The organism is Mycolicibacterium gadium (assembly GCF_010728925.1).
GTDB lineage: Bacteria > Actinomycetota > Actinomycetes > Mycobacteriales > Mycobacteriaceae > Mycobacterium > Mycobacterium gadium.
Map to the genome: position 1 here is coordinate 283,938 of NZ_AP022608.1, position 23,349 is coordinate 307,286.

At 66.7% G+C, this 23,349-nt stretch carries 21 protein-coding genes; 10 read left to right on the plus strand and 11 right to left on the minus strand.

What is annotated here, in order from left to right:
• Positions 1-9: 9 nt before the first annotated feature.
• Positions 10-636, minus strand: a complete 627-nt coding sequence (locus tag G6N36_RS01320) for an MBL fold metallo-hydrolase (RefSeq protein WP_163684306.1) — start codon at positions 634-636, stop codon at positions 10-12.
• On the minus strand, positions 633-1,718 hold the full coding sequence (locus G6N36_RS01325) for an S-(hydroxymethyl)mycothiol dehydrogenase (RefSeq protein WP_163684308.1): 1,086 nt from the start codon (positions 1,716-1,718) through the stop codon (positions 633-635). Before G6N36_RS01325 ends, G6N36_RS01320 begins: the two co-directional genes overlap by 4 nt.
• Positions 1,719-1,802: 84 nt before the next feature.
• Here G6N36_RS01325 and G6N36_RS01330 point away from each other — a divergent pair, with 84 nt between their 5' ends.
• The 6 genes from G6N36_RS01330 to G6N36_RS01355 all read left to right on the plus strand — a co-directional run bounded on the left by G6N36_RS01330 (position 1,803) and on the right by G6N36_RS01355 (position 7,424).
• Positions 1,803-3,416, plus strand: coding sequence for a response regulator transcription factor (locus G6N36_RS01330; protein WP_163684310.1), 1,614 nt, complete (start codon positions 1,803-1,805; stop codon positions 3,414-3,416).
• Between the two features lie 117 nt (positions 3,417-3,533).
• Complete coding sequence (locus G6N36_RS01335; RefSeq protein ID WP_163684312.1) at positions 3,534-4,613, plus strand: methyltransferase domain-containing protein; 1,080 nt, start codon at positions 3,534-3,536, stop codon at positions 4,611-4,613.
• A complete protein-coding gene (locus G6N36_RS01340) occupies positions 4,610-5,551 on the plus strand; it encodes a homocysteine S-methyltransferase family protein (protein WP_163684313.1) in 942 nt (313 codons plus the stop codon). The genes G6N36_RS01335 and G6N36_RS01340 overlap by 4 nt, the downstream gene beginning before the upstream one ends.
• A 9-nt stretch (positions 5,552-5,560) precedes the next feature.
• Positions 5,561-6,385, plus strand: a complete 825-nt coding sequence (locus G6N36_RS01345) for a serine hydrolase domain-containing protein (RefSeq protein ID WP_163684315.1) — start codon at positions 5,561-5,563, stop codon at positions 6,383-6,385.
• Between the two features lie 116 nt (positions 6,386-6,501).
• Positions 6,502-7,014: a DUF3145 domain-containing protein gene (locus tag G6N36_RS01350; RefSeq protein WP_163684317.1), complete on the plus strand. Its 513-nt coding sequence runs from the start codon at positions 6,502-6,504 to the stop codon at positions 7,012-7,014.
• Positions 7,015-7,127: 113 nt separating this feature from the next.
• The gene (locus G6N36_RS01355) at positions 7,128-7,424 is read left to right on the plus strand and encodes a DUF732 domain-containing protein (protein WP_163684318.1); all 297 of its coding nucleotides are present in this window, start codon (positions 7,128-7,130) and stop codon (positions 7,422-7,424) included.
• Between the two features lie 3 nt (positions 7,425-7,427).
• Here G6N36_RS01355 and G6N36_RS01360 read toward each other — a convergent pair whose 3' ends face one another.
• Positions 7,428-8,330, minus strand: coding sequence for a diacylglycerol kinase (locus G6N36_RS01360; RefSeq protein ID WP_163684320.1), 903 nt, complete (start codon positions 8,328-8,330; stop codon positions 7,428-7,430).
• Positions 8,327-9,907 (minus strand): FAD-binding oxidoreductase, encoded by a 1,581-nt coding sequence (locus G6N36_RS01365; protein ID WP_179964890.1) that lies wholly within the window; start codon positions 9,905-9,907, stop codon positions 8,327-8,329. The genes G6N36_RS01360 and G6N36_RS01365 overlap by 4 nt, the downstream gene beginning before the upstream one ends.
• Before the next feature lie 59 nt (positions 9,908-9,966).
• On the opposite strand from G6N36_RS01365, the gene G6N36_RS01370 reads away from it, so the two are divergent.
• From G6N36_RS01370 to G6N36_RS01385, 4 genes are all read left to right on the plus strand, one after another.
• The gene (locus G6N36_RS01370; RefSeq protein ID WP_163684324.1) at positions 9,967-10,548 is read left to right on the plus strand and encodes a TetR/AcrR family transcriptional regulator; all 582 of its coding nucleotides are present in this window, start codon (positions 9,967-9,969) and stop codon (positions 10,546-10,548) included.
• Entirely contained in the window at positions 10,545-12,101 is a 1,557-nt protein-coding gene (locus tag G6N36_RS01375; protein WP_163684326.1) for a glycerol-3-phosphate dehydrogenase/oxidase, read from the plus strand. The genes G6N36_RS01370 and G6N36_RS01375 overlap by 4 nt, the downstream gene beginning before the upstream one ends.
• Positions 12,102-12,184: 83 nt before the next feature.
• Positions 12,185-12,619 carry a hypothetical protein gene (locus G6N36_RS01380; RefSeq protein ID WP_163684331.1) on the plus strand — a complete coding sequence of 145 codons (435 nt, stop codon included), beginning with the start codon at positions 12,185-12,187 and terminating at the stop codon, positions 12,617-12,619.
• Between the two features lie 35 nt (positions 12,620-12,654).
• Positions 12,655-13,620, plus strand: coding sequence for a DDE-type integrase/transposase/recombinase (locus G6N36_RS01385; protein WP_163684333.1), 966 nt, complete (start codon positions 12,655-12,657; stop codon positions 13,618-13,620).
• Positions 13,621-13,664: 44 nt separating this feature from the next.
• Here G6N36_RS01385 and G6N36_RS01390 read toward each other — a convergent pair whose 3' ends face one another.
• The 7 genes from G6N36_RS01390 to aceE form a co-directional block, all read right to left on the minus strand.
• Entirely contained in the window at positions 13,665-15,086 is a 1,422-nt protein-coding gene (locus G6N36_RS01390; RefSeq protein WP_163684335.1) for an acyl-CoA carboxylase subunit beta, read from the minus strand.
• A 36-nt stretch (positions 15,087-15,122) separates the two neighbouring features.
• A complete protein-coding gene (gene kasB / locus G6N36_RS01395; RefSeq protein WP_163684337.1) occupies positions 15,123-16,376 on the minus strand; it encodes a 3-oxoacyl-ACP synthase KasB in 1,254 nt (417 codons plus the stop codon).
• A gap of 27 nt (positions 16,377-16,403) precedes the next feature.
• Entirely contained in the window at positions 16,404-17,654 is a 1,251-nt protein-coding gene (gene kasA / locus G6N36_RS01400) for a 3-oxoacyl-ACP synthase KasA (RefSeq protein ID WP_083125367.1), read from the minus strand.
• Positions 17,651-17,950, minus strand: a complete 300-nt coding sequence (acpM, locus tag G6N36_RS01405) for a meromycolate extension acyl carrier protein AcpM (RefSeq protein WP_083125368.1) — start codon at positions 17,948-17,950, stop codon at positions 17,651-17,653. Before acpM ends, kasA begins: the two co-directional genes overlap by 4 nt.
• A gap of 83 nt (positions 17,951-18,033) precedes the next feature.
• Positions 18,034-18,942 carry an ACP S-malonyltransferase gene (locus G6N36_RS01410; RefSeq protein WP_163684339.1) on the minus strand — a complete coding sequence of 303 codons (909 nt, stop codon included), beginning with the start codon at positions 18,940-18,942 and terminating at the stop codon, positions 18,034-18,036.
• 148 nt (positions 18,943-19,090) lie between these two features.
• Complete coding sequence (locus tag G6N36_RS01415) at positions 19,091-20,356, minus strand: PucR family transcriptional regulator (RefSeq protein ID WP_163684341.1); 1,266 nt, start codon at positions 20,354-20,356, stop codon at positions 19,091-19,093.
• A 141-nt stretch (positions 20,357-20,497) separates the two neighbouring features.
• Positions 20,498-23,287 (minus strand): pyruvate dehydrogenase (acetyl-transferring), homodimeric type, encoded by a 2,790-nt coding sequence (gene aceE / locus G6N36_RS01420; RefSeq protein WP_163684343.1) that lies wholly within the window; start codon positions 23,285-23,287, stop codon positions 20,498-20,500.
• Between the last annotated feature and the right edge of the window lie 62 nt (positions 23,288-23,349).

Genomic DNA, 23,349 nt, shown 5'->3' on the forward strand with positions numbered 1-23,349 from the left:
GGGGATTACTCAGCTGCCGCGCTTGACCCAGTCGTCGTAATTCACCAGCTCGTCACCGATGGTGGTGGTGTCGCCGTGGCCGGTGTAGACGACGGTGTCGTCGGGCAGCTTGCCGAGGCGGCCCGAGATCGACGAGAGGATCGTGGGGAAGTCCGAGTACGACCGTCCGGTGGCCCCGGGGCCGCCCTGGAACAGGGTGTCGCCGCTGAAGACCGCGTTCAACGCGGGCGCATGCCAACAGACTGAGCCCGGCGAGTGTCCCGGAGTGTGCAGCGCGTGCAGCTCGATGCCCCCGACAGCGAGCGTCTCGCCATCGCTGACGGTACGGAAATCCCGGTCGGGGTGGGTCATTCGCCACAGCACGTCGTCGGCCGGATGCAGAAGCACCGGCGCGTCGAGCGCATCCGACAGCTCAGGGGCGACGGTGACGTGGTCGTTGTGCCCGTGGGTGCACACGACTGCCACCACGTTGCGGCCGCCGACGGCCATGACGATCGGTCCGGCGTCGTGGGCTGCGTCGAAGACGATGACGTCGTTGTCGTCGCCGACGAGCCAGATGTTGTTGTCGACTTCCCAAGATCCGCCGTCGAGTTCGAAGGTGCCGTGGGTGACGACGCGGGAGATGTTGTCGCTCACAGGATCACCACCGAACGTAGAACCTCGCCGGCGTGCATGCGATGGAATGCCGACTCGATGTCTTCTAAGCCGATGCGTTCGGAGACGAACTTCTCCAACGGCAGCCTGCCCTGCAGGTACAGGCTGATCAATGTCGGGAAGTCACGCTCGGGCAGGCAATCGCCGTACCAGGACGATTTCAGCGATCCGCCGCGGGAGAAGAAGTCGATCAGCGGCATCTCCAACGTCATGTCCGGGGTCGGAACACCGACCAGCACAACGGTTCCGGCCAGATCTCGGGCGTAGAAGGCCTGCTTCCACGTTTCGGGCCGGCCGACCGCGTCGATCACCACGTCCGCGCCGAAGCCGTCGGTCAAATCCTGAATCGTCGCCACCGGGTCGAGCTCCTTGGCGTTGATGGTGTGGGTGGCCCCGAACCCGCGCGCCCAGTCCAGCTTCTTGTTGTCGGTGTCCACCGCGATGATCCGCCGCGCCCCGACCAGGGCGGCGCCGGCGATCGCGGCATCACCGACCCCGCCGCAGCCGATCACGGCCACGGTGTCGTCACGGTTGACCGCTCCGGTGTTGATCGCCGCGCCGATACCGGCCATCACCCCGCACCCCAACAGGCCCGCGACCGCGGGATCGGCGGCCGGATCGACCTTCGTGCACTGGCCCTCGTGCACCAAAGTCTTGTCGGTGAACGCGCCGATGCCCAGCGCGGGCGTCAACGGAGTGCCGTCGGTCAGGGTCATCGGCTGCTCGGCGTTGGATGTGTCAAAGCACAAATGTGGGCGACCGCGCTTGCACGCCCGGCACTGTCCGCACACCGCACGCCAGTTGAGGATCACGAAGTCGCCGGGCTCCACGTTCGTCACACCCGCGCCGACGGACTCCACCGTGCCCGCCGCCTCATGACCCAGCAGGAAGGGGAACTCGTCGTTGATCCCGCCCTCGCGATACGTCAGATCGGTGTGGCACACCCCGCAAGCGATGATGTCGACCACCACCTCACCGGCACCCGGATCGGGGATGACCACCTCCACCACCTCGACCGGCTCACCCTTCTTACGCGAAATCACGCCCCGCACCGTCTGAGTCATGGGGACAACATAACGTCCTCAATCAATTCATGCCCGAAGGGGCATTTGAACTTCTCCCGCCGGATACCGTTGTACTTCAGTGACATGGATACCGGCGTAGGCACTCACGGCGACCTGCTGCTGACGGCGCGCACCGCGCACGTCCGCCGAGACTGGCATGCCTCCTACTCGGCGTTCTCACGGGCAGGGCAGGACACGCCGCTGGGTACCGACGACCTCGATGCGATGGCCACGGCGGCCTGGCAGCTGGGCCGCGGCAAGGAGTCCGTGCGCATCGCCGAACGTGTCTTCGGGCAGTTGTCGCGCACCGACCCGCCGTCGGCGGCGATGAAAGCCGTCGAACTCGGCCTGGCGTGGTTCACCCGCGGGGACTTCGTCATCGCGCAGGGCTGGATGAACCGGGCACGCCGACTGCTCGACGGCGCCCCGGAGGGGCCCACCGACGGCTACCTGGCATATCTCGAGGCGCTCGTGGTGATGACTGACGCCGACGCGCTCGCCGCGCGGGTGCAGAAGCTACGAGAAGTCTCTCAGCGGCTCGACATGCCCGCGCTCAACGCGCTGTGCCGGGTCGCCGAGGCGCTGACCGCGATCAGCGAGGCCCGGGTCGCCGACGCGTACGGACTGATCGACGAGGCAATGTTGCCGATCCTTGCAGACCAGGTGCCCATTGATTGGGCAGGCGACATCTACTGCGTCGTCCTCAACCAATGTCACCGGCTGGCCGACCTGCCCCGGATGAGGGCATGGACCCAATCAATGGAGCGGTGGTGCAACGACTTTGCGGCGTCGTCGAACTACGGCGGGGTCTGCGATGTGCATCGATTGCAGCTGTCGGCTGCTACCGAGGACTACCGCCAGCTCGAGGACAGGCTTGTCGAAACCAGCCGGGCGCTGGAGGAGGTCAACACCTGGGCCGCCGGTGAGGGTTACTTCCAACTGGGGGAGGTGCGGCGGCTGCGCGGCGATGCCGATGGCGCATTGGCGGCCTTTGCGCGCGCCCGGGCCCTTGGCGTGGAGCCGCAACCCGGCGAGGCGTTGCTGCGTTGCCGGCTGGGTGACCGCGAGACCGCGTGGACCGACTTGCGGCTGGCGCTTGCCGGAGCCGACCGGCCGGGCCGCATGCGACTGTTGCGCGCCTCGGTCGAGGTCGCGCTGGCACGTGGCAGCTTCGACGAAGGGGAAAGATACTGCGCCGAACTCGAATCCGGCGCCGAAGCGTTTGCCACCCCTGGGTTCCGGGCGTGGGCGGCACACGCCCGCGGCGCGCTGTTGACACAGCAGGGGCAGCACGCGAGCGCACTGCGCTTGCTCGAAGCGGCGCTGCGCGAATATCGAACTCAGCAATCTCGGTACGAAACTGCGCAGATTTACGAGTGGATGGCCCTCGCGCACAAGGGCCTCGGCGACGAACATTTGGCCGCCGCGGACTCGGCGACCGCCGAGAACATCTACGCTCAGCTGGGATTGGAGTCGGCCCAGATCTGCGTCACGGGCGCACCCCGGGGTCTGACCAAACGCGAAATCGAGATCCTGCAACGAATCGCGGGGGGCGCGACCAACAAACAGGTCGCCGAGCAGATCTGCATCAGTGAGAAGACTGTCGGCCGTCATCTGGCCAACATCTACGCCAAACTCGACGTCTCCTCACGCACGGCCGCGGTGGCGTGGGCGTACGACAACGACATCCTGCAATGAGTAACTGCATCGAATGCACCACACGGGTGTCCGAAGAAATGCATGGTTTGGCCGATGCGGGCGGTGCACGCCAGGCGTTTACTTCAAGTGATTCCCGACTACCTCTCAAGGAGCACGATGACCGGAATCGAAGAACAGCAATTCACCGACACCACAGGAGAATTCGCCGGTCGTATCGCCGGAGCCATCGACAGCGCCAGCTTGACGATCCTGCTGTCGATCGGGCACCAGACCAAACTGTTCGACACGCTGGCCGAACTTCCACCGGCCACCAGCGCGCAGATCGCCGATGCCGCCGGGCTCAACGAACGCTATGTGCGGGAATGGCTGGGTGGGGTGGTGGCCGGCCGCGTCGTCGAATTCAACCCGGCCGCGCAGACCTACACCCTCCCGCGGCACCGCGCGGCCGTGCTGACGCGGGCGGCGGGCCCGGACAATCTGGCCCGCGTCGCGCAGTTCTTACCGATGCTCGGCGAGGTGGAACAGAAGGTTGTCGATTGCTTCCACAACGGCGGTGGATTGTCGTACGGCGACTACCCTCGCTTCCACAAGCTGATGGCCGAGGAGAGCGGTGAGGTGTTCGACGCCGCACTCGTCGACGTCATCCTGCCGATGGCCGACGGCCTGCCCGAGCGGCTGCGTGCCGGCGCCGACGTGGCCGACATCGGCTGCGGCAGTGGCCACGCGATCAATGTCATGGCACAGGCGTTTCCGGAAAGTCGCTTCACCGGGATCGACTTCTCCGACGAAGGCCTCGCTGTCGGCCGGGCCGAAGCCCAGCGGCTGAGCCTGCCCAACGCGTCGTTCTCCGCCATGGATGTGGCCGCGCTCGATATGAGCGAAACCTATGACGTCATCACCGTTTTCGACGCGATTCACGACCAGGCCCACCCCGCGCAGGTGCTTCAGAACATCTATTCCGCACTGCGGCCGGGCGGCGTGTTGTTGATGGTCGACATCAAGGCGTCGACTCAGTTGGAAGACAACGTCGGCGCGCCCTTGGCGACGTACCTCTACACGGTGTCGACGATGCACTGCATGAGCGTGTCGCTGGGTCTGGGCGGCGACGGACTAGGCACCTGTTGGGGCCGCCAACTGGCGACGTCGATGCTCGCCGACGCCGGCTTCGGCGACGTCACGGTCCGCGAGATCGAATCCGACGTGTTCAACTACTACTACATCGCGCGCAAATCATGAGCCGGCGCGGGAGTCTTCCTCAGCTGGGCGGCGGCATGTTCGTGACCGACGGCGGACTCGAGACCGAACTCGTCTTCCATGATGGCATCGACCTGCCTGCCTTCGCGGCGTTCCCCTTGCTCGACACTCCGGACACCCGGGACCGGCTGCGGCGCTACTACGACGGTTACCTGGCGATCGCGCGCAGGCACGGCGCCGGCTTCGTCGTCGAAACACCAACGTGGCGTGCCAATCGCGACTGGGCTGCACAGCTCGGATACTCGCCCGAGCGGCTCGACGCGCTGAACCGTTCGGCGGTGGAACTCGCCGAGGAGGTCCGTGCCGCCGCGACGGCCGAGGGCCTCACCGCGGTGGTGAGCGGCTGTGTCGGCCCGCGCGGCGACGGCTACGACCCGCGCGACGCGATGACGGCCGAGGATGCCGAGCGGTATCACGCGGTCCAGATCGCGACGTTCGCCGATACGACCGCCGACCAGGTCACCGCGATCACGATGACCAACGTCGCAGAGGGAATCGGTGTGGTGCGGGCCGCAGCCGCGGCGGGCATTCCCGCGGCGGTCTCGTTCACCGTCGAAACCGATGGCCGGCTGCCGACGGGTCAGCCGTTGCACGAGGCGATCGAGCAGGTTGATGCCGAAACAGACGGCGGTGCAGCGTATTTCATGGTCAACTGCGCTCATCCGACGCATTTCGCGGATGCGCTCGGCCGCGACGGGGCGTGGCGGTCGCGGATCGTCGGTCTGCGCGCGAACGCGTCGTCGAAGAGCCACGCTGAACTCGACGAGTCCACCGAGCTCGACGAGGGCGACCCCGACGACCTCGGGGCGCGGCACGCCGCTCTGCAGGATCGCTTACCCGCGGTGACCGTGCTCGGCGGCTGCTGCGGCACCGACGCGCGCCATGTGGCGGCCATCTGCGAGGCGTGGAGCGCCCAATAGGCTGCTGATGTGGCAGCGCTTGATGCGATCGAAGAGTGGCCGGTCCCGACGGCCGCAGCCGCGGTCGTCGGACCATCCGGAATCCTGGCCCAGCATGGCGACGTCCGGCAGCGCTTCAAGTTGGCGTCGGTGACCAAGCCGCTGGTGGCCCGGGCCGCGCAGATCGCGGTCGAGGAAGGCGCCGTCGACCTCGACACCGAAGCCGGTCCGCCCGGCTCCACGGTGCGTCACCTGCTGGCCCATACGTCCGGGTACTCGATGCACTCGGCGGATCTGATGGCCGAGCCCGGCAAACGCCGGGTGTACTCGAACTACGGATTCGGGGTGCTCGCCGAGACGATCCAAAGGGCGGCGGGCATCGAGTTCGGGCGGTACCTGACCGAGGCGATCTGCGAGCCGCTCGGCCTGTCGGACACGACGCTGGCGGGCGGTGCCGAGGCGGCCGGATTCGGGGCCACCTCGACCGTCGCCGACCTCGTCGCCTTCGCCGGCGACCTCCTGCGCCCGTTGACCGTGTCCGAACAGATGCACACCGAGGCCACCCATGTGCAGTTCCCCGGCGTGTCGGGGGTGCTGCCCGGTTTCGGGACGCAGCGTCCCAACGACTGGGGTTTGGGCTTCGAGATCAGGGACGACAAGTCGCCGCACTGGACAGGTTCGGCGAACTCGGGCGCCACCTACGGGCATTTCGGCCAGTCAGGAACGTTTTTGTGGGTGGACCCGCAGGCTGACCTGGCGCTCGCGGTGCTCACGGACCGCGACTTCGGCGACTGGGCCTATTCCCGCTGGCCCGCGCTATCTGATGCCATCCTGAGAGAATTCGGCGCAGACTAGCGCAACAGGCGCCTCACAGGGCACAATAGACACGCACGACACATACATTTGCACATAATTCGGAACCGCCAGGTCGCTTGGGGAAGACGTCCCTCGTGGAGCCGAAGGAGTAGCAAATGCGTGCAGCGAACCAATTCGCCGACGCGGCGACTGGCGTGGTGTACATCCATGCTTCTCCCGCGGCGGTAGCCCCTCATGTCGAATGGGCGCTGTCGTCGACTCTCTCGGCGAGAGCAAATTTGAAGTGGACGCCCCAGCCCGCCATGCCCGGGCAGTTGCGCGCCGTCACCAACTGGATCGGGCCGGTGGGCACGGGGGCGGCCCTGGCGAACGCACTGCGGTCCTGGTCGGTGTTGCGCTTCGAAGTCACCGAGGACCCCAGCGCCGGTGTCGACGGTCATCGCTGGTGCCACACCCCGCAACTGGGCATGTGGAGCGGCGCGATGAGCGCCAACGGCGACGTGATGGTCGGCGAGATGCGGCTGCGGACGTTGATGCAATCGGGGGCCGACATGCTGGCGGCCGAACTGGACTCGGTGCTCGGCACCGCATGGGACGAGGCGCTCGAGCCTTACCGCGACGGCGGCGACGCAGCCGAGGTCAGCTGGCTGACCCGGGGAGTCGGCTAGCCTTTCTCGGCGAGGAGACGCAAAAGTGCCGTTTTCGTCGCGCAAATAGGCACTTTTGCGTCTGGTCGCGTTAAGAACGCGGGACACTGTCGTCATCTCCCCAGGAGGCGACAATGTTCACGATCCGCGTACTCACCGCAGCGGCCTTCGCCACCGGCGCACTGCTCACCGCTGCAACCGCATCGGCATCACCGGCGACCGACGCGCTGTTCGGCGCTCTGGACGGGCTCGGGTTGCCGATATCGGGACCCGCCGTCGTCACGGCGGGCAATCTGGCCTGCGATTCCTCTACCAGCGGACTGGCCCGCGATCTGATCGCATCGCGGATCTCCAGCGAGTTCGGCCTGGACCCGGGTCAGGCGAACCAGTTCGTCGGGATCAGCCTCGCGGTCTACTGCCCGCTGCGGTAGTCGCTACGGGGCCGGCGTCAGGATCTTCAGCGCGTCCGGCACCGCCGACACCTCGACGGGAAGCGGGCCGGCGTACTCGCCGTCGGCATAGGCGTTGATGCCCGGCGAGTCGACGGTGATGGTGCGGGCACGCTCGGTGCGGACCTCGTCGAGGTCGACGTGCGTGCCCTTGAATACCGTGGGGAACAAGCGGATCAGCTTTGTGCGCGACGCCGATGACACCATCGTGACGTCCAGCAGTCCGTCGGTGGGGTCGGCCTTCGGGCAGATCAGCATGCCTCCGCCGTAGCTCTTGGTGTTGCCGAAGGCGGCCAGCGTCAATTCGGTGTCCAGTTCGCGCCCGTCGAACGTCAGGCTGAACGGCAGCAGCCGCAATTTGGACAACTCGGCGACCATCGCGACGTTGTAACGCATCCGGCCGTGCGGCCACTTCATCCGGTTGGTCCTGTCGGTCACCAGTGAGTCGAAGCCGGCGGCCATCACAGTGCCGAACCACTTCTGGGCGCCGTCGATGCTCGTGATGCGACCCAGGTCGACGCTCTTGGCGACGCCGTCGACGATGACGTCGGCCGCGGCCTCGGGATCCTTTGCCGGAATGCCGAATTCACGGGCATGGTCGTTGCCGGTGCCCGACGGGATGATGGCCAGCGGGATGTCGGTCTGCGCAAGCACCTGCAGCGCAAGCGAGACGATGCCGTCACCGCCGACGACGACCAGCGCATCCATCCCGCGTTCGAGTGCACCCTCGACGAGCCGTCTCGCGTGCTCGGCGTCTGTGCCCGCGATGGCGACGACGTCGATGCCGCGCTTGTGCAACCGCGCGACGGCACGTTCGGCGGCGTGCGGGGCACTCCCGTGGCCCGATGCCGGATTCGTCAGCATCGTGACGCGGCCGAGCTCTGTCACGGAATCAGCTTGCCGGGGTTGAGAATTCCCGCCGGGTCCAGCGTGGCCTTGACGGCCCGCAGCACCGCGACACCGAGGTCGCCGACCTCGTCGCGCATCCACGGGCGGTGATCGGCACCGACGGCGTGGTGGTGGGTGATGGTGGCGCCGGTGCGCATCATCGCCTCCGACGCCGCGGTTTTCGCCTTGTGCCACTGCTCGATCGGATTGCCGCGCTGCCCGGCGACTACCGTGAAGTACAACGAGGCTCCCGTCGGATACACATGCGAAATGTGGCACAGCACCAGTGCCGGTGTACCCGATTCGCCGAGAGATTTCGTCAGCGCTTCGGTGACCGCCGCCTTGAGCGCGGGCACGTTCGACCAATTGGTCGCGGTCTCCAACGTCTCGCACAAGGCGCCGGCCGACAGCAACGAGTCGCGAAGGTAGGGCGCGCTGAACCGGCCGTGCTCCCAGGCGCGGGCCGGGCCCTCGCCCAGCGACGTGCCACCGGCGGCCTGCAACACTGCGCGCGTTTCGGCATGGCGACTGTGCACGTGTGCGGCGGTGCCCTCGAACGCGGTGATCGCCAGGCAGCCGCCGGTGATCTGATCTTCGCCGATGCTCTCGGTGGTCGCCAGGTTCACCCCGGTCTCGGCCTCGTCGGACAGTCGGATGACGGTCGGCCCGGCACCGGTCTGCACGACGGCGCGCAGCGCGTCGGCTCCGGTCGCGAAGTCCGGGAACGACCACGCCTCGTAGGTCGTCGCGGCGGGCAACGGGTGCACCTTGACCCGCACCCGGGTGATGATCCCGAACACGCCCTCCGAACCGATCATCAACTGGCGCAGGTCTGGACCGGCGGCCGACTCGGGGGCACGGCCGAGGTCGAGCACGCCCGCCGGGGTCACCGTGCGCAACCCGCGCACCATGTCGTTGAAGCGGCCGTACCCCGCCGAATCCTGGCCCGACGACCGGGTGGCGGCGAACCCGCCGATCGTCGCGTACTGGAAACTTTGCGGAAAGTGACCAAGGGCGAAGCCGCGTTCGCCGAGCAGGCGTTCGGCCTCGGGCCCGGTCAGGCCGGCGCCGAGTTCGGCTTCGCAGGAGACCTCGTCGAGCGAATGCAGTTCGGTCAGGCGGCGCAGATCCAGCGAGATGACCGCGCTGAAGCCTCCGCGGATCGGGTCCAGGCCGCCGACCACACTCGTTCCGCCGCCGAACGGAACGATCGCGATTCCGTGCTCGGAGCAGTACCGCAGGATCGCGGCGATCTCGTCGTCGCGCTGGGGCAGTAGCACGGCGTCGGGTGCGTCCTGCACACCGGAGTCCTTGCGGCGCAGAAGGTCCAGGGTGGACTTGCCGCCGGCGCGAAGGAGTCGGCCGCGGTCGTCGACACGGCAGTAGTCGGCGCCCACGATGGCGGCCAGCCCGTCACGGTCGGCGTCGGACAGCGCGGACGGGCGAAGGGTGACGTCCTCGGCCTCGAGATCGGACGTCGCGGCACCGTCGACGCCGAGCGCCTGCTTCAGCAGGGTCTTTATCCCGTCGGACAGCGGTTTGGCCGCTGCCGGATCGCCCCAGGCGTTCCACTTCATCGGGGGCAGCAGTGCGGTCTGTTGGTCATCCGGACGCATCATGAGTTACAGTATTACACATGCTGTCAATCAGTAACGATTCGCCGCAGACGATCGGAGACCGGATCCTCACCGCGGCGGCCGAATGCGTGCTGGCCTTCGGGGTGGACCGGGTGACGCTTGCCGAAATCGCTCGCCGCGCCGGTGTCAGCAGGCCCACGGTCTATCGGCGCTGGCCCGACACGCGGTCGGTGCTGGCGGCGCTGCTGACGTCGCGGGTCATCGGCGTGCTCGACACTGTGCCGAGCCGACAGGTCGGGCGCGGACCACTGGTCGAGCGCATCGTGACGGTTGCCGAACTGCTGCGTCGCGACGACGTGGTCATGTCGGTGCTGCGCAGCACCCCCGATCTGGCGATGATCTACATCGCCGAGCGGTTGGGCACCAGCCAGCAGGTCCTGCTCGACGCCGTCGCCGCCGATATCAAGCTGGCGCAGGAAGAGGGCAGCGTGCGCCCCGGCGATCCACGTCAACTCGGAGCGATGTGCCTGCTGATCACCCAGTCGGCGATCCAGTCCGGCCAGATCGTCGCGCCGATCCTCGATGCCGACGCCCTCGCCACCGAGCTCGCCCACTCACTGAACGGATACCTGAAACCGTGACCACCTCAACGGCACTCAATGAGGCCCGTCGCGCGTCCGAACTCGCGGCGCTGGCCGACGGCGGCACGATCGACGTCGTCGTGATCGGCGGCGGCATCACCGGTGTCGGCGTCGCCTTGGACGCCGCGACGCGCGGGCTGAGCGTCGCACTGGTCGAGAAGCACGACCTGGCGTTCGGCACCAGCCGGTGGAGCAGCAAGCTGGTCCACGGCGGTCTGCGGTATCTGGCGACCGGCAATGTCGGCATCGCGCGACGTAGTGCGGTAGAACGCGGAATCCTGATGACGCGCAACGCCCCTCACCTCGTCAAGGCCATGCCCCAATTGGTCCCGCTGCTGCCGTCGATGAACACTGTGTCGCGCGCACTCGTGCGGTTCGGATTCATGGCCGGCGACGGGCTGCGCAAGCTCGCGGGCACACCGCCGTCCACGCTGCCGCGGTCGCGGAGGATCGATCCGAGCCGGGCCGTCGACCTCGCACCGACGGTGCGTCGCGACGGCCTCGACGGCGCCCTGCTCGCCTACGACGGACAGCTGATCGACGATGCACGCCTGGTCACCGCGGTGGCCCGCACGGCCGCCCAGCACGGCGCCACGATCCTGACGCGCGTCGCGGCATCCAATGCGACAGGTACCTCGGTGACGTTGACCGATCAGCTTTCCGGGGAGTCGTTTCAGGTGTCGGCCCGGGCGGTCGTCAACGCCACCGGTGTATGGGCGGGTGACGTGGACCCGTCGGTTCGCGTGCGTCCCAGTCGCGGAACGCATCTCGTGTTCGATGCCGAGGCGTTCGGGAATCCGGTTGCCGCCCTGACGGTCCCGATACCCGGCGAGATCAACCGCTTCGTGTTCGCGATGCCCGAACAGCTGGGTCGCGTGTACCTGGGGCTCACCGACGAAGATGCGCCCGGTCCGATACCCGACGTGCCGGAGCCCACGGCCGAGGAGACGAAGTTCCTGTTGGACACGGTCAACACCGCATTGGACGTCGCGCTCAGCGTTGGTGACGTGATTGGCGCGTATGCCGGTCTGCGGCCGTTGATCGACCTAGGCGCGGACGAGAGGAGCACGAAGAAGGGCCAAGCTCGGACGGCAGACGTATCGCGCGAGCACCGGATCGTCGAATCGCCGTCCGGTGTGCTCAGTGTGATCGGTGGCAAACTGACCGAATACCGGTACATGGCAGAAGACGTGCTGGATCGGGCGGTCGCTGTGCGGAGGCTGACGGCCTCCGATTGCCGCACTCGAAACCTGCCCCTGGTGGGTGCACCGTCGAATCCTGTTGCGACACTGCGTTCGCCGATCGAACTGCCCGGCTCGTTGGTCGCACGCTACGGTGCGGAAGCGCCGAATGTGATCGCTGCCGCGAGCTGCGACCGGCCCACGGAGCCGGTGGCCGAGGGGATCGACGTCATTCGCGCGGAGTTCGAATACGCCGTGACACATGAGGGCGCGCTGACCGCCGACGACATCGTTGACCGCCGCACTCGCGTCGGTTTGGTCGCCGCGGACCGCGACCGGGTCGTCGATGTGGCCGAGGAATTCATCGATTAGCGATTTCGGTGCGCTTACGACCGCTGACCCTCTTTGCCACGCTGGTTGTGAGTCGGTTTGGGCCAGTGTGAAGGGGTTGGGTTGTGTCGATCAGTGCGGGGTTCAGCTCTGCCGAGATTCATGAGTTCGTCATTGAGTATCACTTGTTGCCTCATGGTCAGAAGGGATCCTGGCGTGCTGCTCAGGGGGTATCGGTGCGCCAGTTGAGGCGGTGGGAAGCCACGGTGTTCGCCGGTGATCTCGACCGGGGGCTTATTCCGCGAGAAGGTAGTGGTGTGACGGTTCCCCCGGCGAAACGATCGGCGCTGGCGATGGCGCAGACGGCGAAACAGGAGCGCGACGAGGCCGAAGTGGCTCGACTACAGGCGCGGGTACGCGAGCTCGAACACGCCAACGAGGCCCTGGGAAAAGCTATCGGGCTCTTGCATGCGATGAACGCCGAAGAGCCCGATGCAGCCCTGACGATGACCGATCTCGACGATTCCTCGAGCGCGAGAACGGACTCGTCGCCGAGCTGAGCGCCGCGATCAGATCCCAGCGCCAGGCGCTGACGATGATCGGGTTGTCGCGTTCGACGTGGCATTACCGCCGCAAGCCGCGGCCGCGGGTGAGTAACCCGGTGCCGCAGAAAGATCGGGCCTACCCCGCGCGCATCTGCGCGGGTGACCGCGTGGTGATCCAGGACAAGATCATCACCGGCTGGCAGGCGGGCACGTCGGTGGACCATTCGTTTGCCGCCGCTTGGGATGACGGGGTGATGCTGGCCTCACGGCGGTCCTGGTGGCGTATCGCGGCCGCGATCGTCGATCAAAGCGCTCGTCCGATCTGCCCGACCCGCTCGACGAACAAGATTCCGCGGCCGGCACCAGTACTCAAAGCGACCGGCCCGCAACAGATCTGGAGTTGGGACATCACCGACCTGCGCACCCCGTGGCGGGGCGTGGCGTTCAAGGCGTACTCGATAATTGACATCTTCTCTCGCAAGATCGTGGGCTGGCGCGTCGAGCAACGCGAGAGCGACGATCTCGCCACGCAGATGTTCCAGACCGCGATCACCACCCACGGGTCGCCCGCAGTCGTGCACGCCGATTCTGGGCCGGCGATGCGCTCGACGGATCTCAAAGACCTCCTCGCCGATCTCGGCATCGCTCAGACCCACAACCGGCCACGGGTCAGCAATGACAACCCGTTCTCCGAATCGGAATTCCGCACGATGAAATACCGGCCGAACTATCCCGGTATCTTCGATGATCTCGATGCCGCGCGGGCCTGGGTAAACTCCTATGTCTCCTGGTACAACCAGCACCACCGCCACAGCGGGATCGCACTGTTCACCCCCGCCGAGGTCCACGACGGGCAATGGACGCAGCGGTGGCTCCAACGCGACCACGCCCTCCAGGCCTACTACGACACCCACCCCGAACGATTCCGCGCACGCCCGCACACCGAATCACCCAAGGCCACTGTGGGCATCAACCTCCCACCCGAAAACGACCCCGACCGACTCCACGCAGCTTGACAACGCCCGTGAGCGAACGTAAGCGCACCGAAATCGCTGAAGAGTTACAGCGGGATGTTCTTATGCCGACCGCGGCGCGCGGGCGCCTCGGCCAGCGCCTGCGTCAGCCTGCTGCGAGTGTGCGACGGATCGATCTTCTCGTCGACCACGCCGATCTCGATGGCCGAATCCACGCCACCGGCGATCCGCTCATGCTCGGCGGCCAGCTCCTCGTGCAGTGCCTCGCGCTCGTCATCCGACGCTGCGGCCAGCTTCTTCTTGTGCAGGATGCCGACCGCGGCCTTGGCGCCCATGACGGCGACCTCGGCGTCGGGCCACGCGAACACCTTGGTGGCGTTCAGCGACCGCGAGTTCATCGCAATGTACGCGCCGCCGTATATCTTGCGGGTGACCAGCGTGACACGCGGAACCGACGACTCGCCGAACGCGTGCAGCAGCTTCGCGCCACGGCGCACGACGCCGCCCCACTCCTGGTCCACACCGGGCAGATAGCCGGGCACGTCGACGATCACGACAAGCGGGATACCGAAGGCGTCGCACAGGCGCACGAAACGTGCTGACTTCTCGGCACTTTCGGAGTTCAGGCAACCACCGAGACGCAGCGGATTGTTGGCGATCACACCGACGGTGCGCCCGGCCAGGCGACCCAGGCCCACGACAATGGACGGCGCCCACTTGCCCTGGAACTCTTCGAACGGCACACCCTCGTCCAGCAGGGCCTCGACGAGCGGATGCACGTCATAGGCTCGGCGTGCGGATTCCGGCAGCAGGGCGTGCAGGTCGCTGTCGCCCGCCTCGGCCTTGGTGCGATCGAAATGGCCCTGCTGGCAGAACAATCCGACCAGACGACGGCCACGCTCGTAAGCGTCGACCTCGTCGTCGGCAACGATGTGGCACACGCCGGACTTCTTGTGGTGGGCATCGGGGCCGCCGAGCGACACCATGTCGACGTCCTCACCGGTGACACTGCGGACCACATCGGGACCGGTGACGAAAACCTTGCTGTCCGGCGCCATCACGATGACGTCAGTCAGTGCCGGTCCGTAGGCGGCGCCGCCGGCGGCGAAGCCGACCACCACCGAGATCTGCGGGACGTACCCGGAGGCGCGGATCATGGCCTCGAAGACCAAACCGACTGCATGCAGCGCCTTTACGCCTTCGGCCAATCGTGCGCCGCCCGAGTGCCAGATGCCCACAATGGGGCTCTGTTCCTCGATGGCGGTGTCGTACGCGTTGACGATGTGCGCACAACCTTCCACGCCCATGGCGCCGCCCATGACGGTGCCGTCGGTGCAGAACGCGATCGTGCGCACGCCGTTGACGGTTCCCGCCGCGGCCAGCACGCCGGAACGGTCCCGCTCGTGCAGCAACTCGACAGTGTTGTCGTCGAAAAACGTGCTAAGGCGCAACAGCGGATCGCGTGGATCGAGCGATTCGCCTACGGCCTCTGGGGCCATGATGGTCATCAATCCTCCTGTAGCGCCGAGGTTGTCGGCGGGACGTCAGTACTTGCCGAATGCGAGCGCGACGTTGTGCCCACCGAATCCAAACGAGTTGTTGATCGCGTATTGATAGTTGCCCGGTCGCGGCGAGCCGGCGACCACATCCAGGTCGATCTCCGGATCCAGGTTCTTGAGGTTGAGCGTCGGCGGGATGACGCCGTTCTTCAACGCCAACACGGTGAGGATGGACTCGACGGCGCCGACTGCGCCGACCGAGTGGCCCAGCGCCCCTTTCGGGGCGTAGACCGCGGCCCTGTGAGTGCCCAGGGCATTGTGGATGGCCTTGCCTTCGGCCACATCGCCGACGCTGGTGCCGGTGGCGTGCGCGTTGACGTGGTCGATGTCCGCGGGGGACAGGCCTGCGAGCTGGATAGCCCGCGTCATCGCGTGGCCGGCCTGCTCACCGTTGGGATCGGGCGCCACGATGTGGAACCCGTCGGACGTGATGCTGGCGCCCATCAGCCGTGCGTGGATGGTGGCACCGCGAGCCTTGGCGTGTTCCTCGGTTTCGATCACCATCAACCCGGCGCCCTCACCGAAGACGAAACCGTTGCGGTCCTTGTCAAATGGGCGACAAGCTCCGGCCGGATCGTCGTTGGTGGTGGACAACACGATGCGCATCTGCGCGAAGCCGGCGATCGGCACCGCTTCGATCTTGGTTTCGACGCCACCACAGATCGCCACGTCGGCTTCGCCGAGCACGATCTGTCGCCACGCCTGCGCAATGCCTTCAGAACCCGAGGCGCAGGCCGAGATCGGCGTGCTGACCCCGGCCTTGGCCTTGCGCTCGAGCCCGACTGCGGCGGCGGCCGCGTTGGGCATGTACATCTGGACGGCAAGCGGCGACACCGCCCGAAGGCCCTTCGAGCGCAGCGCTTCGTAGGCGTAGAGCAATTCCTCGGTCGAGCCCATGCCGGTGCCGATCGACACCATCAGGCGTCGTGGATCGACGTCCGGTGACCCGGCGTGGTCCCACGCCCGTCTGCTCAGCACCGTCGACATCCGCTGCAGGTACGACAGCCGACGCAGTTCGACCCGTGTCAACTCCTCTTCGAAGTTCTCCAGCAGATGTCCGCCGATACGGACCGGCAGGTTGTACTGCTCGACGAACGGGTCGTCGAGCAGCCGAATGCCACTCTGCCCCTCCAGCAATCGTTGCCAGGTGGTGTCCGCATCGGTCGCCAAAGCGGTCGTCATCGCAAAGCCGGTGACGACTACGTTGGGGAAGCCATTCCCCGTAGCCAACGCTGCCATTACTGCTCTGGGAGTTCCTTCCGTAACTCAGTAACGCCCAAACGCCAGGGCGACATTGTGTCCACCGAAGCCGAACGAGTTGTTGATGGCGTACTGGTAGTCGCCATATCGTGGCTCGCCCGCGACGACATCGAGATCGATCTCGGGGTCTGGGGTCTCGTAATTCAGTGTCGGTGGGATCACGCCATCGCGCAGCGTGAGCACCGTCAAGATCGACTCCAGGGCCCCGACCGCTCCGATGGAGTGCCCGAGCGCTGACTTCGGCGCATACACCGCTGCGTGCTCGACGCCGGCCACCCGGATCGCGTTGGCCTCGGCGGTATCGCCGATCGGCGTGGCCGTGGCGTGGGCGTTGACGTGCTGGATGTCCTTGGGAGACAACCCAGCCTGCTGCATCGCACGCTTCATCGCGTGTCCGGCTCGCTCACCGTTCGGATCCGGTGCCACCATGTGATACGCGTCCGACGAGATACCCGCACCGAGCAAGCGGGCCAGCGGCTTGGCGCCGCGAGCCTTGGCGTGCTCCTCGGTCTCGATGACCATGAGTGCCCCGGCCTCGCCGAAGACGAACCCGTCGCGGTTCTTGTCGAACGGCCGCGACGCCCCTTCGGGGTTGTCGTTGTTCGTCGACATGGCGCGCATCATCGAGAACGCCGCGATGGGCAGCGCCTCGATGCCACCCTCGACACCGCCACAGACGGCGATGTCGGCGTCGCCCATGACGATCTGGCGCCACGCGTGCGCGATGCCTTCCGAGCCCGACGAACAGGCCGACACGGGGGTGATGACGCCGGCGCGCGCGCCGAGTTCAAGCCCGACCACCGCGGCGGCACCGTTGGGCATGATCATCTGAACGGCGAGCGGCGACACCTTGCGGGGGCCGCCCTCGTTCATCGCGTCATAGGTCTCGACGATCTTCTCGCCGCCGCCGAGCCCGGTGCCGATGACGACCGAGAAGCGATCGGGGTCGACCTCCGGGCTACCCGCGGTCTCCCACAGCTGGTTGCCAAGGTACTTGGCCATGCGCTGGACATACGACATGCGGCGCAATTCCAACCGCGTCATCAGTGGGTCAAGGGGCTCCTTGAGGTGCCCGCCGATACGTACCGGCAGGTCCCACTTGGTGACGAAGTCGTCCTCGAGGACGTGGATGCCGCTTTCTCCGGCCAGCAAGCCCTTCCACGTGCTCTCGATGTCCGGTGCGATGGACGTCGTCGCAGTGACGGCGGTGACCACAACACTGGGGAAACCGCCGTTTGCAGTGGAAGGTTTGGTCACTTGTTGTCCGACATCTGGGCGCGGATCGCGGCAGCGGCCTCGGGGTTCTCTTCCTCGAGCTTCTGGATGTAGGCAACGACGTCACCGACGGTGCGCAGGCCCGCGAGGTCCTCGTCGGGGATCTTCACGCCGTACTTGTCCTCGGTCTGCACGGCGATCTCAACCATCGACAGCGAGTCGATGTCCAGGTCGTCGACGAAGGACTTCTCCGGGGTGACCTCGGAGGGCTCGATACCGGTGACCTCTTCGATGATCTCGGCGATGCCGGCGATGATTTCGTCCTGGGTGGTTGCCACGATGGCTCCTTCTAATTGGTTGTTACTGCCAACTGGTGTTGGTATGTGGTTGTTGCTTCCGACGGACCGGGAAGCATTCCCTGTCAGAGCTCGGCGAGCCCGTCCAGGTCAGCGGGGGACTTGACGGCGTGCGTCGGTACCCCCCGAAGTTCACGCTTGGCGATCCCCGTCAGGGCCCCGGCAGGCGGGAACTCGACGAGCGCCGTCACATTCTGTTGACGCATGGTTTCGGTGCATAGATCCCAACGCACCGGCTTGGTCATTTGACCGACCAACTTGGCCATCGCGTCCGCGGCCGAGGCAACTGCTTGACCGTCGGCGTTCGACAAGAGCGTCGTTGTCGGCTCGGACGCTGTTACACCCTCGGCGGCGGCCGCGTACCCCTCGGCGGCGGTCGACATGAAGTGTGTGTGGAACGCGCCTGCGGTCGCGAGCTTGCGCACCCGCGCCTTCTCGGGCGGATCCTCGGCGAGCTTGTCCAGGGCCGCGATGCTGCCCGCGGCCACGATCTGACCGGCCGCGTTGCGGTTGGCGGGCACCAGATCGAGCGCCTCGAGACGGGCCAACACCTCGGCCTCGTCCCCGCCGAGCACGGCAGCCATCCCGGTGGGCTCCAGTGCACAGGCCTTGGCCATTTCGGCGCCGCGGGTCGCGGCCAGCTTGACCGCGTCGTCCGCGGAGATCACGCCTGCGATCGCGTATGCCGCGATCTCACCGACCGAGTGGCCGGCGACCACGGTCTGCTTACCGTCCAGGAAACCGCGCCGGGTCAGTTCCTCGTGGGCGAGCAGGGTGGCCGCCACGACCAGTGGCTGCGTGACGGCGGTATCGGTGATTTCCTCGGCGGTGGCGGTGGTGCCCAGCGTCGCGAGGTCCAAGCCGCTGATCGCCGACCACGCTGCGAGGCGGTCAGCGGCACCCGACAGCTCGAGCCACGGGGCGAGCATGCCGGGAGTTTGAGAGCCCTGTCCGGGCGCAAGCAACGCAAGCACTCTCTAAGAGAACACTGTGAAACCTCATTTGCGCGGTGTAAGAGATTATGAACCTCGTCTTAGGTTTTTGTAGGTACTCCACAAAAGCGCATGTGATGCGACGCCATCGATACCGGTCTGCGACATTATTGGCACCCGTGATCTTGACCTAGGCCGACGAAGTGACCTCTGTCACCTGGCTAGGGGCGGTGTTTCGCGTGCTGGCTAGGTGCGTTTGCCGACTCAGTCGGCCCAGGCTGGATGCTACCCGCAGGACATAGGCGTCCCGCGGGACCGTCGGATCGCGACCGGTGAAGTCCGCGATCCGTTTGAGCCGGTAGCGCACGGTATTTGGATGAACGAACAATTTGCGCGCGCACGCCTCGATGGCGCCGCCCGAGTCCAGATAAGCGTCGAGGGTCTCGGCCAGCGCCGGACCCGCGTCTGCCAAGGGCCGCATGACCTCAGCTTCCAGCGCCGCGACCGCCGAGATGTCGCCCAGCAGTGCTCGTTCGGGCAGTAACTCGCGGGCCGCGACCGGCCGCGGCGCGCCGGTCCAGCCGGCGACGGCGTTCATGCCGGCGATCGCCTCGGTGGCGCTGCGATGCGCGGCCGCCAGTGTGGTGGCGGTCGGGCCGATCACCACGGGACCGTCGGCGAAGACCTTCATCAGGTCGGTGAGGAAGCGGTCGGTCGCGGACAGTCCGCCCGACACGATCGCGACCAGCCAGGTGCCGTGCACGTCGGAGAGCGCGGCGCGGCCGTGACGGCCGGCGACATCGTGCACGTCGTCCCCGGCGAGGTCGTTCCGGTCCGGATGTGGCAGACCGACGATCACGGTGGCCGGGGCGGTCGCGTCCCAGTTCAATGCCGCGGCCTGCGACTGCAACTCCGGTCCGGTGTCCCCGCGGACGACCGCGTCGATGACATTGGCCTCCATCCGGGTGTCCCACGCGCCGCGCGCTTCGGCCTGGTCGGCGTACGCGGTGGCGGCCGCGAACGCGAGATCCCGGCTGTAGCGCAGGATTCCGGCCGTCAGCGCGGTCAGCTGCTCGTCGGAGCGGGCCAGAAGCGGCACCACCTCCTCGCAGTACTCCATGGTGACGCGAACCATCTCGACCGACTGCCGGAGCGCGATCTTGCGGCGGAGATCCTGTGGGACGACCTCGAACGCCTGGGCGGTGTAGCTGACATTGCTCTGCGGATTGCGCATCCACTCGACGAAGTTGACCACCGCGGCCTGCACGACCAACTGCACGCTGGCCCGCTGCGAGGCCTCGAGCTCGGCGAAGAACGGCAGCCGTTGCTCGAGGGCGCGCACAGCCTCGGTGGCCAGTCGGCCCGAGTACTGCTTCAGCCGCCGCAGCACCACGTCCGGCACGGTTTCGAGCACCTCGACCGTGGACTTCGGCGGAACGTACCGATTGTCGGGCATCTATAAAGACTACGCCATGCTTCTGGAGGAATCCTCCAACGATGCCGAAAATCTTCACTGCCGAGCAGACGTGAAAACCCCCAGTTCGGCCTCGAAAAGGGGGTTCTCGCGTCTGGTCGCGAGGAGAGAGGGGGAGCGCGGTCAGGCGACGCCGGGATCCGACGTCTGTTCGGGCGCGGCCAGGACATCGTCGATCTGGTACTTGTTCGCCGCGTCGACCGCGACCGACTGATCGATGTTGCCGTCCCGCGCCAGTCCCTCGAGCACCGCGACCGCAATCGACTCGGCGTCGGTGTTGTAGTAGCGGCGAGCGGCAGGCCGGGTGTCGGAGAAGCCGAAGCCGTCGGTTCCCAGCGTGACGTAGGTGCCGGGCACCCACGGCCGGATCTGCTCGGGAACTGCGCGCATCCAGTCCGACACCGCGATGACCGGCCCGACCGCGTCGGCCAGGGCGGTCGTCACGAACGGCGTGCCGGCTTCCCGGTCGGGGTGGCGCAGTCGCTGCTTCTCGATCTCCACGCCGTCGCGATTGAGCTCATTCCAACTCGTCACCGACCACACATCGGCGGCGACGTCCCATTCGTCGCCCAGCAGCTGCGCAGCGCGCAACGCCTCGGGCATCGCGACACCGGACGCCAGGATCTGAGCGGTGTGCGACCTCTTCTCCGGCGCGGGCCGATACCGGTAGATGCCGCGCAGCAACGCGTCGACGTCGACCCCTTCTGGCTCGGGCGGCTGCACGTACGGCTCGTTGTAGATCGTGATGTAGAAGTACACGTTCTCCGGGTCCTCGCCGTACATCCGTGCGAGGCCGCTCTCCACGATGTAGGCGATCTCGTAGGCGAACGCCGGGTCGTAGGCCACCACGGCCGGATTGGTCGCGGCGAGCAGCAACGAATGCCCGTCGGCGTGCTGCAGGCCCTCGCCGACGAGGGTGGTGCGCCCCGCGGTGGCGCCGAGCACGAAACCGCGTGCCATCTGGTCGGCCGCAGCCCACAAGCTGTCGCCGGTGCGCTGGAAGCCGAACATCGAGTAGAAGATGTACAGGGGGATCATCGGCTCGTTGTGCGTCGCGTACGAGGTGCCAACCGCGGTGAACGACGCCGTCGAACCCGCCTCGTTGATGCCCTCGTGCAGGATCTGGCCGATCTCACTTTCCTTGTACGCCAACATCAATTCGGCGTCCACGGCCGTGTACAGCTGGCCGTTGCGGTTGTAGATCTTCAAGCTCGGGAACCACGAGTCCATGCCGAACGTGCGTGCCTCGTCGGGGATGATCGGAACAATGCGCTTCCCGATCTCCTTGTCGCGCAACAGTTCCTTGAACGTCCGCACCGTCGCCATGGTGGTGGCGACCTCCTGGTTACCCGAGCCCTTCTTCAGCGCCTTGTAGGTGTCGCGCGGAGGAAGGGGCAGCACCTTGGCGTGGGTGCGTCGCTCGGGCAGGAAGCCGCCCAATGCCCGCCGCCGCTCCAGCATGTAGCGGATCTCGGGCGCCTCCGGGCCGGGGTGGTAGTACGGCGGGAGGTAGGGGTTCTCTTCGAGCTGTTCGTCGCTGACCGGAATGCGTTGTGCGTCACGGAAATACTTGAGGTCGGCCAGCGCGAGCTTCTTCATTTGGTGGGTGGCGTTGCGGCCCTGGAAGTGCGCGCCCAGCGAGTAACCCTTGATGGTCTTGGCCAGGATGACGGTCGGCTGGCCCTTGTGATCCATCGCTGCGCGGTACGCGGCGTACACCTTGCGGTAATCGTGGCCGCCGCGCTTGAGGTTCCAGATCTCGGCGTCCGACATCTTCTCGACGAGCTGCTTGGTGCGTGGGTCGCGGCCGAAGAAGTGGTCGCGGACGTAGGCGCCGTCGTTGGCCTTGTAGGTCTGGTAGTCACCGTCGGGCGTGGTGTTCATCAGGTTCACGAGCGCGCCGTCGCGGTCGGCGTGCAGCAGGGTGTCCCATTCGCGGCCCCACACGACCTTGATGACGTTCCAGCCAGCGCCGCGGAAGAACGACTCCAGCTCCTGGATGATCTTGCCGTTGCCGCGGACCGGGCCGTCGAGGCGCTGCAGGTTGCAGTTGATGACGAACGTCAGGTTGTCGAGGCCCTCGTTGGCCGCGACCTGGATCAGGCCCCGTGATTCGGGTTCGTCCATCTCGCCGTCGCCGAGGAATGCCCACACGTGCTGGTCGGAGGTGTCCTTGATGCCGCGGTCGTCCAGGTAGTGGTTGAAGCGGGCCTGGTAGATCGCGTTCATCGGGCCGAGGCCCATCGACACCGTCGGGAATTCCCAGAAGTCCGGCATCAGGCGCGGATGTGGGTACGACGGCAGCCCGCCGCCGGGGTGGCTGTGCTCCTGCCGGAAGCCGTCGAGGTCATCGGCGGTCAGCCGGCCCTCGAGGAACGCGCGCGCGTAGATACCCGGCGAGGCGTGGCCCTGGATGAAGATCTGGTCGCCGCCGCCGGGGTGTGCCTTGCCGCGGAAGAAGTGGTTGAACCCGACCTCGTAGAGCGCCGCAGACGATGCGTATGTCGAGATGTGCCCCCCGACACCGACTCCCGGTCGCTGTGCGCGGTGCACCATGACCGCGGCGTTCCAGCGGATCCAGGCTCGGTAGCGGCGTTCGACGTCCTCGTCGCCGGGGAACCACGGCTCCAGTTCGGTCGGGATGGTGTTGACGTAGTCGGTGGACGTCAGCGCAGGGATGGCCACCCGCTGTTCGCCGGCGCGCTCCAGCAACCGCAGCATCAGGTAGCGGGCGCGGGCGGGCCCGGACCGCTCGAGCAGCTTGTCGAACGACTCCAGCCACTCGCCGGTCTCTTCGGTGTCGATGTCGGGCAGATACGACGCGACACCTTCGCGGATCACCCGAACGCGGTCGGGTTCGGCTGCACTGCTGGAGTTTTGGGCCAGGTCCTGGCGCGCGAACTCGGTGGTCAACTTCCGCTCCTTGTTAGGCGGTATACGTGCTGCGGTGGTTGGTGTGGATGTTTTCCGCACCT